This is a genomic window from Mucilaginibacter sp. UYCu711 (genome assembly GCF_050433825.1).
GTDB lineage: Bacteria > Bacteroidota > Bacteroidia > Sphingobacteriales > Sphingobacteriaceae > Mucilaginibacter.
Genome location: NZ_JBNPWM010000010.1, coordinates 147,451 through 161,791, shown reverse-complemented (window position 1 = coordinate 161,791; position 14,341 = coordinate 147,451). Strand labels below are relative to the sequence as shown.

Below are 14,341 nucleotides of genomic sequence, written 5' to 3'. Positions count from 1 at the left end.
CATTAACATATTCATTAATTCAATAATTCAATAACTCAATAATTAAAATGTCAAGAGATCTAAGATATACAAGAAATATAGGTATTGCCGCCCACATTGATGCTGGTAAAACCACCACTACCGAGCGTATACTTTACTACAGCGGCGTTAGCCACAAAATAGGCGAGGTACACGAAGGTGCAGCTACAATGGACTGGATGGCGCAAGAGCAGGAGCGCGGTATTACCATTACTTCGGCAGCTACTACAGTTGGTTGGAAATACAGAGGACAAGACTACCATATCAACATTATTGATACACCGGGACACGTGGATTTTACCGTAGAGGTAAACCGCAGCTTACGTGTATTAGATGGTTTGGTTTTCCTTTTTAGTGCTGTTGATGGTGTTGAGCCGCAGTCAGAAACTAACTGGCGCCTGGCTAACAACTACAACGTTGCCCGTATTGGTTTCGTTAATAAAATGGACCGTAGCGGTGCCGACTTTTTAAATGTTGTAAAACAAGTAAAAAGCATGTTAGGCAGTAACGCTGTACCATTGCAATTGCCAATTGGTGCCGAAGAAAATTTCAAAGGTGTGATTGATTTGATCAACTGGAGAGGTATTGTTTGGAATGAGCATGATAAAGGTATGACCTTTACTGAAGTGCCTATCCCTGAGGATATGATCGAAGAAGCTACTGAGTGGAGAGAGAAATTGTTGGAATCAGTAGCTGATTATGATGAGACTTTGATGGAGAAATTCTTCGAAGATCCGGCTTCAATCACTGAACGTGAAATTTTAGATGCATTGCGTAAAGCAGTGTTAGATGCTAAGATCGTTCCTATGGTATGTGGTTCATCTTTCAAAAACAAAGGTGTACAAACGATGCTTGATTATGTGATGGAATTACTTCCTTCACCTATGGACGTGGAAGGTATCATTGGTACTAACCCTGATACCGGCGAAGAAGTTTTACGTAAGCCATCAGAGAAAGAGCCTTTTGCAGCTTTAGCATTTAAAATTGCAACAGATCCTTTCGTAGGCCGTTTATGCTTTATCCGTGTTTACTCTGGTAACTTAGAAGCAGGATCATACATACACAATATGCGTTCTGACAATAAAGAGCGTATCTCTCGTATCTTCCAAATGCACGCTAACAAGCAAAACCCAATACCTAACGTAGGTGCTGGTGATATTGCTGCGGTAGTAGGCTTTAAGGATATCAAAACAGGTGATACCCTTTGCGACGAGAAACACCCGATCATATTGGAGTCAATGAACTTCCCTGATCCGGTTATCGGTTTAGCTATCGAGCCTAAAACTCAGGCTGATGTAGATAAATTAGGTATCGCTTTAGGTAAATTGTCTGAAGAGGATCCTACGTTCCACGTAAAATCTGACGAAGAAACCGGCCAAACTGTAATTTCAGGTATGGGCGAGCTTCACCTGGATATCATCATGGACCGTCTTAAACGCGAGTTTAAGGTTGAGGTTAACCAGGGTGCGCCACAGGTAGCTTTCAAAGAGGCTATCACAGGTAGTGTACAACACCGCGAAACATACAAGAAACAAACCGGTGGCCGTGGTAAATTTGCTGATATACAAGTTGTATTGTCTCCAAATGATGAAGGCAAAGAAGGGTTAACATTTATTAACGAAATTTCGGGTGGTTCAATCCCACGTGAGTTTATCCCATCTGTACAAAAAGGCTTTGAGGCTTCATTGGCAAATGGTGTGTTAGCAGGTTACCCGCTTACCGGGTTAAAAGTACGTTTGATTGATGGTTCGTTCCACGCTGTCGATTCAGATGCTTTATCATTCGAGTTAGCTGCCAAGATGGCTTACCGCGAGGCATTGCCACGTTGTAAACCGGTATTGTTAGAGCCGATCATGAAAATCGAGATCTTAACCCCTGAAGAAAACATGGGTGACGTTATCGGTGACATGAACCGTCGTCGTGGCCAGCTTTTAGGCATGGATTCACGTGCGGGTGCGCAGGTAATTAAAGCTACTGTACCACTTTCAGAAATGTTTGGTTATGTAACCCAGTTACGTACTATCACATCTGGCCGTGCTACTTCAACCATGGAGTTTGATCACTATGCTGAAGCGCCTAAAAACGTTCAGGAAGAAATAGTTGCTAAAGCAAAAGGCAGAAAAGCAGCCGGAAGTAATGCGTAAATAGAGATTAGTTGATTGGTGATTAGAAGTTAGTTACCAATCAACTTTTTAATAAATAAACAATCCGATCGCCCTAATAAATAGCTCTTAGGAACGATCATTAAAAACAAACAAGATGAGCCAAAGAATCAGAATCAAATTAAAATCTTACGATTACAACCTGGTTGATAAATCAGCCGAGAAGATCGTAAAAACAGTAAAGCCGACAGGCGCTGTAGTTAGCGGACCACTTCCGTTACCAACCGAAAAGAAAATTTTCACTGTTTTGCGTTCACCACACGTAAACAAGAAAGCACGTGAGCAATTCCAATTATGTTCTTACAAACGTTTATTGGATATCTACAGCTCAAACTCAAAAACTGTAGATGCGCTGATGAAACTTGAATTGCCAAGCGGCGTTGAAGTGGAGATCAAAGTATAACTGTACCGGAAGATCCGAAACATATAAAAAGCCATTCGATTTAGTTCGGGTGGCTTTTTTGTGTACAAGAGCGTTATAAATTAAATGCAAATTCTGTATATTTGAATATGAGCACTTATGTAATAACTCCAACAGTTGAACAAGAGAAAATTATAACTGCGTTCTTAGAAGAGCAACATATATCTTTTTTTAAGGAGGATGAAACTTTGCCAGATTTTGTTTTAGAAGGAATTGCTAAAGGGCAGTCTGAAATTGCCGCAGGGCACTTTATCACCCATGAAGAATTTGTAAATAGAATTACGAAGGGCAAATGATCTATACGGTAATTTATTCGCCGGTAGCTATAGAAACGTTTGATGAAATTACAAAGCAGATAAACAATAGATGGGGTGATAGATATGTTGATGAATTTACACAACGCACAATAAAGGTTATTGAAACAATACGAAGCTCGCCATTTATTTTCCAGGTAATAGAATCAAACGTGAATGTTCGAAAAGGGGTGATTCATAAAAATTGCTCAGTGTTTTATGAGATCAGAGATACCACAATAGATATATTATTCTTTTGGGATAACCGGCAAAACCCAATCCTTTAAAGGTTTATCAACACCCAACATACCCCAGCCCCAACAGCAGTATTAAAAAAATTAACAACATTATTCCCAATCAAACCTTTACGCTCCAACAAAGCGCCCAATACCGAATCAGTCAGGTTGCCGATAAAACCTGCTGATACAATCCAAAGAATAGCAATACTCCATCCAAAGGAACAAGCATAAAGAAAGGCTATCAGTAAAGCGCCGGCCAGCCCGATCAACGTCCCCTCCATACTTACCACGCCATCCAAACCACGGGTATCTTTTTTAAAAGTCAGGATATTCAAAAAACGGTGGCCATAAACTGTTCCTAATTCTGAGGATAAGGTATCGGCTGTAGCTGCTGCGAAGCTGCCTGCTATCATTAATGTAATGAGTGTTGCTTGGTTCGGAGAATACCAGCCATAAGCACCCAGTAGTGCCGCAACTCCACCATTGGCCAATACCTGCCCGGCAGTCCGCCCGCTTGTATGTTGTTCGGCTGCGCTGATGGCGGCTTTCTTATTTAACTGCCAGCCCGTGGCCCATGATCCGGCTATGAAAAATAAGGCTAACATTACTAAGCCGGTAAAACCTGCACCTTTGTAAATAAGTATGCCAACAAACGCGCCAGTTATAGCACCGGCAACGGTAAGCTTCTTGGCTGTGTAGCTTAAAGCAGCACTTAATAATAAAATAATAGAGATGATAATATCGGTAGTTGACATGGCCTATTCTTCCGGATTTAAAAAATCCTGCCAAACGCCTTCCAACTCATCAACTAATTCAGGCCGGATAGAAATACCCGATGCCTGCGGTGTCCAGGTTTGTGCAGCCAGGTTCCCGGTCTTTAAAATATCAAGGGTAAGTATTGGTTGTTTATCGGGATTGAGTAATATATCTATAGCTATAGTGATGCGATGATAATGCCTGCCTTTACGAAAAGCCAGGTAAGGATCAGAAGCGATAATGCCTGATGCGAAGATCCCTTTAGGTTCAACCCCAACACGAACAATGTAAGCCCTGTCCCCCGGCTGGATGGTTTTATGGCTGGCTACGCTCCAGTTATCTTCCAGCTTGCCAGTATCGGCTAACTTTTTAATATCATCGTCCATGTCAGCCCATTCAAACTTTAAGGGGTTCCAGCCAAACAGGTAAGCTTTCATACAGGTTTATTTTTTTAACTATTATGGTGTTCCGGGGTGTTCCACATGTTCCAGGGTGTTCCACATTTCAAAAATGGAACACCTGTTATTTTAAGGGTTCGGTAAAAGTTAAGCGATTATTAAATGGATCGTAAACAATTCTCCCCCTTTAGGGGGGCCGGGGGGCTTAACCCCTGCCTGTCAACTCATCAATCTTATTGCGTTCGGTTTGCAGCTCACGCGCCAGTTTCTTTTCCTTTTCGTTGGCTTTGGCTTTATAGGTTTTAAATTCTTCTTCCAGCTCGTTATAAAGGGTAGTGCGATAGGTGGCTTCCCTGCGTGCACCTCCCGATCTGGCAATAACCACACCTGCCACAATCCCAAAAACAATAACCAATCCCCACATAATAATATTATAGGTTGATTTTGCAAGCGCTATGCCAAACAGGCTTATCGTATCAGTTTGAGTTATGGTTTGCTCTTTGGCAGTCACATCGGCCTGCAGGCCTGCAATGGTTTTATTTTGTTCGGCAACTTTGTCATTTGCTGCTTTTAACTGGCCGCGGGTATTTTTTAGCGTGTCGGTAAAATTCTTCCATATAGCATCAACAAAAGGCCGCTGATAGGTGTAAACCTTCGTTAACAGGTATAGGTATTGGCCGTTAAGGCTTTTATCAACCCTTTGCGGCGCAACTGTGGTGCTGTCAGCCTTAACATCCGGCGGAGTAGTAGCTATAGTTGTTGAGGATGGATGGATAGGCTGGGGTGCCGCCGTAACTTTCTTTAGGCTATCGGCTTTTTGCCGGGCCCTGAAAGTTTTGGCATACGGGCCATAACCGTATTTGCTGTAGGGCCTGCCTGTTTTTGGGTTAATAGGTATGGCACCCGGTTGTGCAGCAGTTATTACAGGCTTGGCAACAATTGTTTTTTTAACAGTAGCTTTTTTTACACTATCCTGCGCTGCAACGTTAGTTATATAAATAGTAAGTGTTAGTAACAGCGTTAGTTTCAACATGAAATTGGTGTTCATAATTGTAAAATTAGACAATGATATATTAAAAAAACAGTAAAAAAATGCTTTGTTGCGTTTTTAGGGTATAATTGGCGCAGCTAATGTAAACCTTAATACGCATTTTTGCTTAGCATAGTTATATTAGCAGAATGAATATTGGAATTATCGGCTTAGGCGATATGGGGCGTTTATACGCTAAAGCTTTTTCAAAAGCGGGGTATATCGTAGCAGGTTGCGACTTGCCGGCTAACCGCCAACAACTTGAAGAAGAGCTTGCTCCCTTTAATATCAAAGTATTGGATAGCGGCAAGGAGATCTCTGAAACCAGCGACCTGATCATCTATTCGGTCGAGGCTGAGAAAATAGCCAAGGTAGTTGCCGAGTTTGCTTCCTACACCAAACCGGGTGCTATTGTAGCAGGGCAAACATCCGTAAAAACCCCCGAGATTGAAGCCTTTGATAAATACCTGCCGGCAACCGCGCAGATAATTACTTTCCACGGGATGCACGGCCCCGGTTTTGAGCCCAAGGGACAAACCCTGATACTGATACCGCACCGTGCGGATGAAGCCGCGAGGCAACGCATGCTCGCCCTGTTTAATGCCATAGGATCAGAGATAGTTGAACTGGCCGATTACCATGAGCATGATAAAATTGTAGCCGACACACAGGCTGTAACCCACGTTGGTTTTGAAAGCATGGGTACCGCCTGGAAAGCCGCAGGGTTTTTCCCCTGGGAAAACGCTTCTTATATTGGCGGTATTGATAATGTAAAGATATTGACCACCCTGCGCATATTCAGCTATAAAGCGCACGTATATGCCGGCTTAGCCATAATGAACCCGTATGCCCGCCAGCAGGTGAGGCAGTATGCGGTATCAGAGTCGGAATTGTTTAAGCTGATGATCCAGGAGGAGGAAGCCATTTTCCGCGAACGGCTATACCGCGCTCGCGATTTTGTTTTCCATGAAAGCCGCAAGCCTATTATGTTAAATGATAAGGTGATGAAAGAGTTTAGGCTATCACAAAATCATGACCTGCAAAAACCAAACTCGCACTTAAGCATATTAAGTATGGTTGATGCCTGGTATCATTTGGGTGTTAACCCTTACGACAACCTGATCTGCCAGACGCCACCATTCCGCCTGCGTTTAGGCATTGCCGAGTATTTGTTTAAAGATGAAGAACTGTTGGAGGAATCTATCCAGGCCGCGTTATACAATAAAACTATTCGTGGTGATGATCTGGAGTTTCACTCGGCCGTGCGCGAGTGGTCGTCCATTATAGGCTATGGTGATATGGAAGGCTATAAGAAACACTTTAATGATGTGCAGGCTTTCTTTAAAGACCGTTTGCAGGAAGGCAATAAGCAGAGTGCTGAATTGATAAGAAGGTTGATGACGGAGTAGAAAGAATTTTAATTTCGGAAGTCTGTCCCGATAGCTATCTGGATCGGAATTACTTTATCCGCTTATTCGCGTAGCCTTTCATCCGTATAAGTTATCTCTGTACGGCCATGTTTAACCGGTTTGCCATTCTCATCAACACTTACAAAAACAATTTTATCTATCGTAAGTATAGTTTTTTGGGTGATCTTGTTACGCACCTCGCAGGTTAGGGTGATGGAGGTATGGCCAAAACCAATTGCTTTAATACCTAACTCGATAATATCTCCCTGGCTGGCCGAGTTTATAAAATTAATTTCGGACATGTATTTAGTAACGCAGCCATTAGTGCCCAACTGTATAATGGTATATATAGCAGCTTCCTCGTCTATCCATGACAGCAGTCTGCCGCCAAATAGCGTTCCATGTGCATTAAGGTCTTCGGGTTTTACCCATTTGCGGGTGTAGAAATTCATAGTAGTTATTTTAGCGCAAATATACTAATCTTCATTCTCCTCATCGTCTGCTTTCCCCCATTCCACACGCAGGTCGTTAATATTTTGGGTGGATTTGCTAATCTCCTCTCGATATTTTACCTGATCGTTATCACGGTATTCTTTATATAACAATGTATACAATTTACATTCCTCCAAAAGCAGGCGCGATTTTACATTGGCTAACTTCTTTTGTTTTTTAGGAAGCGTTAATTGGTCCATTTGTACAGATACCTTTTTTAAGGTATCAATTTGCGGTAACGCTGTATGTGTGAATACAGACATGAGCGTATCATGGTTTGTGGTGTAATTACCGTAAAAATCTATCCTTAATGAGTCTGATAGCTTTTCTCCCCGCAGGCTTAGTTTTTCCAGGTCTTTAAGCTGGTATACCGGTGCAAACTGCAAACATAGGCCGGTATATATTATAGTAAGAGCCAAAGGGCCAATTATAATAAGTTTTTCCTTATAGTTTTTTAATCCCCAATAAGCCACCCATCCAAATAAGTAACCTGCTATTAAGCCACCAAAATGCGCTGCATGGTCTATCCGCTTGCCAAGAGGTATAATATTATAGGCCACAAAAATCACGGTGCTTATTAACAATGCCCTGCGCGCGTTGCCTTCATAAAATTTGGTACTGAGTAAAGCAAGTAAGATGCCGAATAGTCCAAATATTGCCCCTGATGCACCTGCCGCAACGCCATGATCATGCCATACTACGGATGTTATGCTGGCGCAGACACCGGTTAGTAAATAAAGCGCGAGGTATTTCCATTTGCCCAGCTTACTTTCTAACAATGATCCTATATATATTAATACAACCATATTGCCGGCAATATGCAAAAGCGAGAAATGCAAAAATGTATTGGTTATTAAGCGCCATACCTGTCCGTTAAGTACTTGTGTGCGGCTGCTAAACCCAAGCGACAGGTAAATATCCTCAATACTATTTATTAGATACCTGGGACCGGCAGCATGGTGCTGCGCAGCCATTATAGTCATTGCCAGTATCAGTACTATCATTATAATATGGCTTATAATATATACCGCTATGTTTACCAGTACTAATATTGGCGTAATAAAATAATCCTTTGCTGGGGTAAAGGCCGCTAAAAATCTGTGTAGTTTTTCTTTATAACCCATCGGTGGGTTATCTAAACTGATGAACTGGTTTTCTGGGATACTGTCTATTAATTGCTGGGTGGTTTCCTGCAGGGAATCTTTTAGGTGATATTCAACATATTCAATTTCGCCGTTAAGCAGCAACTCCAGGTTTTTTTCGTTTTTGCCGTAATCGTTAAAAAAGAACTGGTAGCCCACACACTCGCTTTTAATTATGGCGGTGTTATTAACTATACGTACAGACACTTCTTCGGCATAACTTTCCCACGAAATAGAGGTATAGCCTATAATACCGTCCCTATCGAAATAACTAATGCGCCAACCCAGGTTATTAAAGGCGTGATATAATAAAGTAAGGTAATGGTCGGCGCTATATTCACCTAATGGGATGGTTGTTACTTTACGTGGTGATATGCCCCAGGCCATATGGAAAATACTTAATTATTAATTTCGGCAGTTAGTTCACTGCTTGCTGGTTTACTGATCTGCAGATAAGTTAGCGCTACTGCGAAGAATAGCCAAAGATGCCTGAAGTTTAATATGTCTGTTGAAATTCCATCTATCAAAAAGAATAAATAAATTAAAAACAAAGCCAATAAAAAATTATCTGTAAGCAGGTCTTTTCTTTTAGCAAATTCGTTAAAAACAAAACCCAAAACAACCAGTAGCATAATACCTGCAAACAAGCCATTCTCGGCAAATGCCCCCAGATAGGTTGAGTGAGGATCAAAATGACCCAACCTTGGGGGGATGCCAAGGCGCTCTTTATATTGCCATAAATAATTATTAAAATTTCCTGTCCCTACTCCAAAAAAAAGGTGGTCGCGGGCTATTGCAATATCCGCTCTTTTTGTGGCCAGGTAACTGGCTTCTATTGCAACATAATTATCGGTTTGAAAAACTATCCTGTTAGTAGAAAAGGCTGTCGATTTAAGGTTCTCCATCTCTTGCGAGCCCTTTTTTAATACAATAACCTGCGTAAAAAATATCATCGGTATAGCAAACAGGGCTACTATACATATAAGTGCAGTTTTATTAAGCCTACCTATTGCTTTAAATATAAAAATAAGCATTGCTGCAATTAAAAGTAATATTGATTTGGAGAACGTTAAGATAACACAAACACAAAGAAGCGCGAAAACGATAGTTACTGTTTTGCGCAAAGGGCTATCCTTCCAAACCCCTGTTATAAATAACAACAGGAATATAAGAACGCTTATTAACATAGAGGGATATATGGTTGGCCCCTGTAACCTATATATAGATCCAAAATAAGGGTAATTGGTGGCATTAAAAATATATGGCGCCCATCCCCTTTTAAATGCCATCATGTATCCCATTATAGCAAACAGAACAATACCAAAGGTGCAAACAACAAATATTTTGGTTAATTTAATTAGCAAGTCGTTTTTATTTAGCGTGTTAAAGTAGTAGCTTAACGTTGCAAATATGGTAAATAGGTAAAATCGCCCTGTGCTTTCTAATATAGCAGCCTTGCTGTGGCTTAACAAGGAACTTGCCATATCAAACGCCATGTAAATTAATACAATTAGTATAAAGTTGCGGTTGTGTTTTAAATTGTAGCCAATAAGTTTTTTATAGGGGATAAAGGGAATCATTAATAAAAAAATGATCTCGGTAAGCTGAAGTTTTGTGCCCAGGTGCCTGATATGAACCAGGTTGGTGAAAAATACAGATGCAATTAACCCGACACATAAAAAATTGAAAATGTTAGCACTGATGCTTTTGTTATCATTTAAATGTGTGTGGTTATTTAGCATATTATAATGTCGCCAGGATTTTATAGTTACAATGATAGTAAACCAACAAGTAAATCAGTCAAATAATCAACTATTTATCGCGTAGAAATATTTATAAAAAAATATCTTGCTAAGTATTTGACAATTAAAGTAAAGTTGCTATCTTTGCCGTCCCTTAACGGGGGAAATAATATGCCTTGAACGAAGCCCTACTGCTTCGATGGGCACAAATAACATAAAGAAAATGTCAGGATTAATTGGTAAAAAAGTAGGAATGACCAGCATATTCGACGACTCAGGGAAGAATATCCCTTGCACAGTTATCGAAGCTGGCCCTTGCGTAGTAACACAAGTAAGGTCTGTTGATACAGACGGATATGCAGCTGTACAGCTTGCATATGGCGAGAAAAAGGAGAAAAACACTTCTGGTCCGTTAAAAGGCCATTTCCTAAAAGCCGGTACTGCCCCAAAACGTAAACTTGTTGAATTTAAATCTTTCGAAGACGAAAAAGCTCTTGGTGACACTGTTACTGTAGATATTTTCGCTGAAGGAGATTTTGTTGATGTAGTTGGCACGTCAAAAGGTAAAGGTTTCCAGGGTGTGGTTAAACGTCATGGTTTTGGTGGTGTGGGTATGCAAACTCACGGTCAGCATAACCGTTTACGTGCTCCGGGTTCATTAGGTGCTTCATCTTGGCCTTCACGTGTATTTAAAGGCATGCGCATGGCAGGCCAAATGGGCAATGAGCGTGTAAAAGTTCAAAACTTAGAAGTTTTGAAAGTTTATACCGAGCAAAACCTTATAGTAGTTAAAGGTTCCATCCCAGGGGCTAAGGGTTCATTCGTTATAGTGGATAAATAAGATGGAAGTTAAAGTATTAAACGTATCAGGTAAAGAAACAGGTGCCAAGGTGCAGCTTCCTGAAGCCATATTCGGTATCGAGCCCAATGATCATGCTATTTACTTAGACGTTAAGCAATTTTTAGCTAACCAACGTCAAGGTACGCATAAATCAAAACAGCGTAACGAAATTGCAGGTTCAACCCGCAAATTATATAAGCAAAAAGGTACAGGCGGTGCCCGTGCAGGTAGCGTAAAATCACCATTGTTTAACGGTGGTGGCCGTGTATTCGGTCCGCAGCCACGCGATTACAGTTTCAAATTAAACAAGAAACTTAAAGTGTTAGCACGTTATTCGGCCCTAACCTATAAAGCTAAAGACAGTAATGTAATTGTTTTGGAAGATTTTAGCTTCGACGCTATTAAAACCAAAAGCTACATACAACTGGTTGCAGATTTAAAAGCTACTGATGTTAGAACATTATTAGTATTGCCTGCAGCAAATAACAATGTGTATTTATCAAGCAGAAACCTTAAAAAAACAAAGGTTATTACAGTTGACCAAATCAATACTTATGATGTATTGAACGCAGGTAAACTGGTGTTAACAACCGGTGCTGTTAAAATTTTGGAGGAAGCATTAGCTAAGTAATATGGAAATTTTAAAGAAACCCTTACTTACTGAAAAAGTAGCTCAATTAACAGAGAAGCTTAACCGTTATGCTTTTATCGTTGACCCAAGGGCTAACAAAATTCAGATCAAAACAGCAATCGAGGCCATGTATGGCGTTAACATCACCGCTGTTAATACAATGAGATACGTAGGTAAACTGAAAAGTCGTAACACTAAAGCTGGTCCTGTTTCAGGCCGTGCAGCTACAGTAAAGAAAGCGATCATCACGTTGAAGGACGGAGAAACAATAGATTTTTATAGCAATATATAAATAGAGAGATGGCAGTAAAAAGATTTAAACCGGTTACCCCCGGTACCCGTTTCAGGGTAGGTGCTGATAACTCTGACATTACTACAAACGTGCCAGAAAAGTCGTTGATAGCTAATGTTAACACCAGATCAGGTGGACGTAACCATAGCGGTAAAATGACTATGCGCTACTTAGGTGGTGGTCACAAACAGTTATACAGATTGATCGACTTTAAACGCAATAAGTTTGACATCCCTGCAAAAGTTGCAACTATTGAGTACGATCCTAACCGTTCTGCACGTATAGCATTGCTACATTTTGTAGATGGCGAGAAAAGATATATGATTGCTCCTGCGGGATTAACAGTTGGCATGACAGTAGTGTCTGGCGAATCTGTAGCTCCTGAAGTGGGTAACACCATGCAGTTAAAGTCTATACCATTGGGTTCTATAATTCATAACATCGAATTAAACCCGGGCCAGGGCGGCATCATTGCACGCTCGGCAGGTACTTACGCACAGCTTGCAGCGCGTGATGGCAAATATGCCGTTATCAAATTGCCATCAGGCGAAACCCGTATGATATTGTCTACTTGTTTAGCAACTATCGGTACAGTTTCAAATGGCGAGAAGCAAAACGAAGTATTAGGTAAAGCTGGCCGCAAACGCTGGTTAGGCCGTCGCCCAAGAGTTCGTGGTGTAGCCATGAACCCGGTAGATCACCCTATGGGTGGTGGTGAGGGTAGAGCCTCAGGTGGTCATCCACGCTCACGTAAAGGTTTATTAGCTAAAGGCTACAAAACCCGTGACAAGAAAAAAGGGTCTGATCGTTATATCATTGAAAGAAGGAAGAAATAATAATGGCACGTTCAATAAAAAAAGGACCTTATATTGATCATAACCTTGACAGAAAAGTCTTGGTTTTAAATGAATCAAATAAAAAATCGGTTGTAAAAACATGGTCACGTCGTTCCATGATTTCTCCTGATTTCGTTGGTCATACATTCGCGGTACACAACGGTAACAAATTTATACCTGTGTATGTAACAGAAAACATGGTTGGTCACAAGTTGGGAGAATTTGCTCCAACCCGTACATTCCGCGGTCACGCAGAAAAGAAAAAATAAGCAATGGAAGCAACAACTAAAATCAAAAAGTCTGTATTAATCAGACAACGCAAAGAAGAGGCAAAAGCTCAGCAAGGCGGCGCTTCTGTTGCTAAACTGCAGAACTGTCCAACTTCGCCACGCAAAATGCGTCTGGTAGTTGACCTGATCCGCGGTGTTAACGTTGAGAAGGCGTTATATACTTTGAAATTTTTAAATAAAGAAGCAGCTATACGTGTAGAGAAGCTTTTGTTATCAGCTATTAAAAACTGGGAAGCAAAAAACGAAGGACAACGTGTTGAAGACAGCGCTTTATTTGTAAAAGAAGTATCAGTAGGCGGTGGTCGTCAAAACAAAAGGATGCGTCCAGCGCCGCAAGGCCGTGGATACCGTATCCGTAAACGTTCAAACCACGTAACGCTAATTGTGGGTAGTAAAAACGATATCAATTAATTATAATGGGACAGAAAGCACATCCAATAGGTAACAGATTAGGAATCATCAGAGGTTGGGATTCTAATTGGTTCGGTGGCAATCATTATGCCGATAAATTAGTTGAAGACGAAAAGATCCGCAAATACTTATCAGCGCGTATCAACAAAGGTGGCGTATCTAAAATTGTAATAGAGCGTACTTTAAAACGTATAACTGTAACTATACACACTGCCCGTCCGGGTATTGTTATAGGTAAAGGTGGTACCGAAGTTGATAAGATCAAAGAAGAGTTGAAAAAACTAACTAAAAAGGAAGTTCAGATCAACATATTTGAGATTAAACGCCCTGAGCTTGATGCACAATTAGTTGCAGAAGGTATAGCAAAACAACTTGAAGCACGTATATCATTCCGCCGTGCCATGAAAACTACAATTGCTTCAACCATGAGAATGGGTGCAGAAGGAATTAAAGTTATGACATCAGGCCGTTTAGGTGGCGCTGAGATGGCACGTAGCGAACAATATAAAGAAGGAAGAATTCCATTGCACACTTTCCGTGCAGACATTGACTATGCATTGGCCGAAGCCTTAACTACTTATGGTAAAATAGGTGTTAAAGTTTGGATTTGCAAAGGCGAAGTTTATGGCAAACGCGATCTATCTCCAAATATTGGTGGTACAAGCAGCGCCAGCGGTAAAGGTGGCCGTCCAGAAGGCGCAGCCGGAGGATTTGGTGACCGCAGAGGTGGTAATGAAAGAGGTGGAGAACGTGGTGGCGAGCGCAGAGGCGACCGCAAACCAGGTGCCGGTAACCCAAACAACCGCGGTGGTGGTAATAATCGCCCGGGTGGACAAGGTGGTGGCCCTAACAGAGGTGGTGGAAACCGCCCGGGTGGACCAGCTAAAAGATAATAACAGAAGTTAGAATACGATATCGATAAGATATAAAAGCTTAAG

General features: G+C 41.2%; 18 protein-coding genes. 12 read left to right on the top strand and 6 right to left on the bottom strand.

The annotated features are described in order from the left end of the window. The first annotated feature begins 47 nt into the window (after positions 1-47). The 4 genes from fusA (at position 48) to ABIB50_RS20605 (ending at position 3,181) form a co-directional block, all read left to right on the top strand. Complete coding sequence (gene fusA / locus ABIB50_RS20620) at positions 48-2,162, top strand: elongation factor G (protein WP_429382837.1); 2,115 nt, start codon at positions 48-50, stop codon at positions 2,160-2,162. A 115-nt stretch (positions 2,163-2,277) separates the two neighbouring features. Continuing rightward, the gene (rpsJ, locus tag ABIB50_RS20615; protein ID WP_022830652.1) at positions 2,278-2,583 is read left to right on the top strand and encodes a 30S ribosomal protein S10; all 306 of its coding nucleotides are present in this window, start codon (positions 2,278-2,280) and stop codon (positions 2,581-2,583) included. Positions 2,584-2,690: 107 nt separating this feature from the next. Beyond that, positions 2,691-2,897 carry a hypothetical protein gene (locus ABIB50_RS20610; protein WP_429382835.1) on the top strand — a complete coding sequence of 69 codons (207 nt, stop codon included), beginning with the start codon at positions 2,691-2,693 and terminating at the stop codon, positions 2,895-2,897. Next, positions 2,894-3,181: a type II toxin-antitoxin system RelE/ParE family toxin gene (locus tag ABIB50_RS20605; RefSeq protein WP_429382833.1), complete on the top strand. Its 288-nt coding sequence runs from the start codon at positions 2,894-2,896 to the stop codon at positions 3,179-3,181. Before ABIB50_RS20610 ends, ABIB50_RS20605 begins: the two co-directional genes overlap by 4 nt. Here ABIB50_RS20605 and ABIB50_RS20600 read toward each other — a convergent pair. The 3 genes from ABIB50_RS20600 to ABIB50_RS20590 form a co-directional block, all read right to left on the bottom strand. After that, positions 3,178-3,888 (bottom strand): DUF92 domain-containing protein, encoded by a 711-nt coding sequence (locus ABIB50_RS20600; protein WP_429382831.1) that lies wholly within the window; start codon positions 3,886-3,888, stop codon positions 3,178-3,180. The genes ABIB50_RS20605 and ABIB50_RS20600 overlap by 4 nt on opposite strands. Before the next feature lie 3 nt (positions 3,889-3,891). Further along, complete coding sequence (locus ABIB50_RS20595; RefSeq protein WP_429382829.1) at positions 3,892-4,326, bottom strand: hypothetical protein; 435 nt, start codon at positions 4,324-4,326, stop codon at positions 3,892-3,894. Positions 4,327-4,492: 166 nt separating this feature from the next. Continuing rightward, positions 4,493-5,335 carry a hypothetical protein gene (locus tag ABIB50_RS20590; RefSeq protein WP_429382827.1) on the bottom strand — a complete coding sequence of 281 codons (843 nt, stop codon included), beginning with the start codon at positions 5,333-5,335 and terminating at the stop codon, positions 4,493-4,495. 131 nt (positions 5,336-5,466) lie between these two features. Between ABIB50_RS20590 and ABIB50_RS20585 the strand changes: the two genes are divergently transcribed. After that, positions 5,467-6,726, top strand: a complete 1,260-nt coding sequence (locus ABIB50_RS20585; protein ID WP_429382825.1) for a prephenate dehydrogenase/arogenate dehydrogenase family protein — start codon at positions 5,467-5,469, stop codon at positions 6,724-6,726. 62 nt (positions 6,727-6,788) lie between these two features. Here ABIB50_RS20585 and ABIB50_RS20580 read toward each other — a convergent pair whose 3' ends face one another. Genes ABIB50_RS20580 through ABIB50_RS20570 form a run of 3 tightly spaced genes read right to left on the bottom strand, consistent with a single transcriptional unit; the run spans position 6,789 to position 10,102 of the window. Next, complete coding sequence (locus tag ABIB50_RS20580; RefSeq protein WP_429382824.1) at positions 6,789-7,178, bottom strand: acyl-CoA thioesterase; 390 nt, start codon at positions 7,176-7,178, stop codon at positions 6,789-6,791. Between the two features lie 24 nt (positions 7,179-7,202). Then, complete coding sequence (locus ABIB50_RS20575) at positions 7,203-8,747, bottom strand: rhomboid family intramembrane serine protease (protein WP_429382823.1); 1,545 nt, start codon at positions 8,745-8,747, stop codon at positions 7,203-7,205. Between the two features lie 11 nt (positions 8,748-8,758). Further along, positions 8,759-10,102 carry an O-antigen ligase family protein gene (locus tag ABIB50_RS20570; protein WP_429382821.1) on the bottom strand — a complete coding sequence of 448 codons (1,344 nt, stop codon included), beginning with the start codon at positions 10,100-10,102 and terminating at the stop codon, positions 8,759-8,761. 223 nt (positions 10,103-10,325) lie between these two features. Between ABIB50_RS20570 and rplC the strand changes: the two genes are divergently transcribed. From rplC to rpsC, 7 genes are read left to right on the top strand one after another with little or no spacing between them, the layout of a single operon-like run. After that, complete coding sequence (rplC, locus tag ABIB50_RS20565; RefSeq protein ID WP_429382819.1) at positions 10,326-10,943, top strand: 50S ribosomal protein L3; 618 nt, start codon at positions 10,326-10,328, stop codon at positions 10,941-10,943. Position 10,944: 1 nt separating this feature from the next. Then, entirely contained in the window at positions 10,945-11,574 is a 630-nt protein-coding gene (rplD, locus tag ABIB50_RS20560; protein WP_429382817.1) for a 50S ribosomal protein L4, read from the top strand. Position 11,575: 1 nt separating this feature from the next. Continuing rightward, on the top strand, positions 11,576-11,866 hold the full coding sequence (gene rplW, locus ABIB50_RS20555) for a 50S ribosomal protein L23 (protein WP_230545265.1): 291 nt from the start codon (positions 11,576-11,578) through the stop codon (positions 11,864-11,866). 8 nt (positions 11,867-11,874) lie between these two features. Then, positions 11,875-12,702 carry a 50S ribosomal protein L2 gene (gene rplB / locus ABIB50_RS20550; RefSeq protein WP_429382814.1) on the top strand — a complete coding sequence of 276 codons (828 nt, stop codon included), beginning with the start codon at positions 11,875-11,877 and terminating at the stop codon, positions 12,700-12,702. 2 nt (positions 12,703-12,704) lie between these two features. Then, positions 12,705-12,971 carry a 30S ribosomal protein S19 gene (gene rpsS / locus ABIB50_RS20545; RefSeq protein WP_114005430.1) on the top strand — a complete coding sequence of 89 codons (267 nt, stop codon included), beginning with the start codon at positions 12,705-12,707 and terminating at the stop codon, positions 12,969-12,971. Positions 12,972-12,974: 3 nt separating this feature from the next. Next, complete coding sequence (gene rplV / locus ABIB50_RS20540; RefSeq protein ID WP_429382813.1) at positions 12,975-13,403, top strand: 50S ribosomal protein L22; 429 nt, start codon at positions 12,975-12,977, stop codon at positions 13,401-13,403. Between the two features lie 5 nt (positions 13,404-13,408). Further along, positions 13,409-14,296, top strand: a complete 888-nt coding sequence (rpsC, locus tag ABIB50_RS20535; RefSeq protein ID WP_429382812.1) for a 30S ribosomal protein S3 — start codon at positions 13,409-13,411, stop codon at positions 14,294-14,296. Positions 14,297-14,341 lie beyond the last annotated feature (45 nt).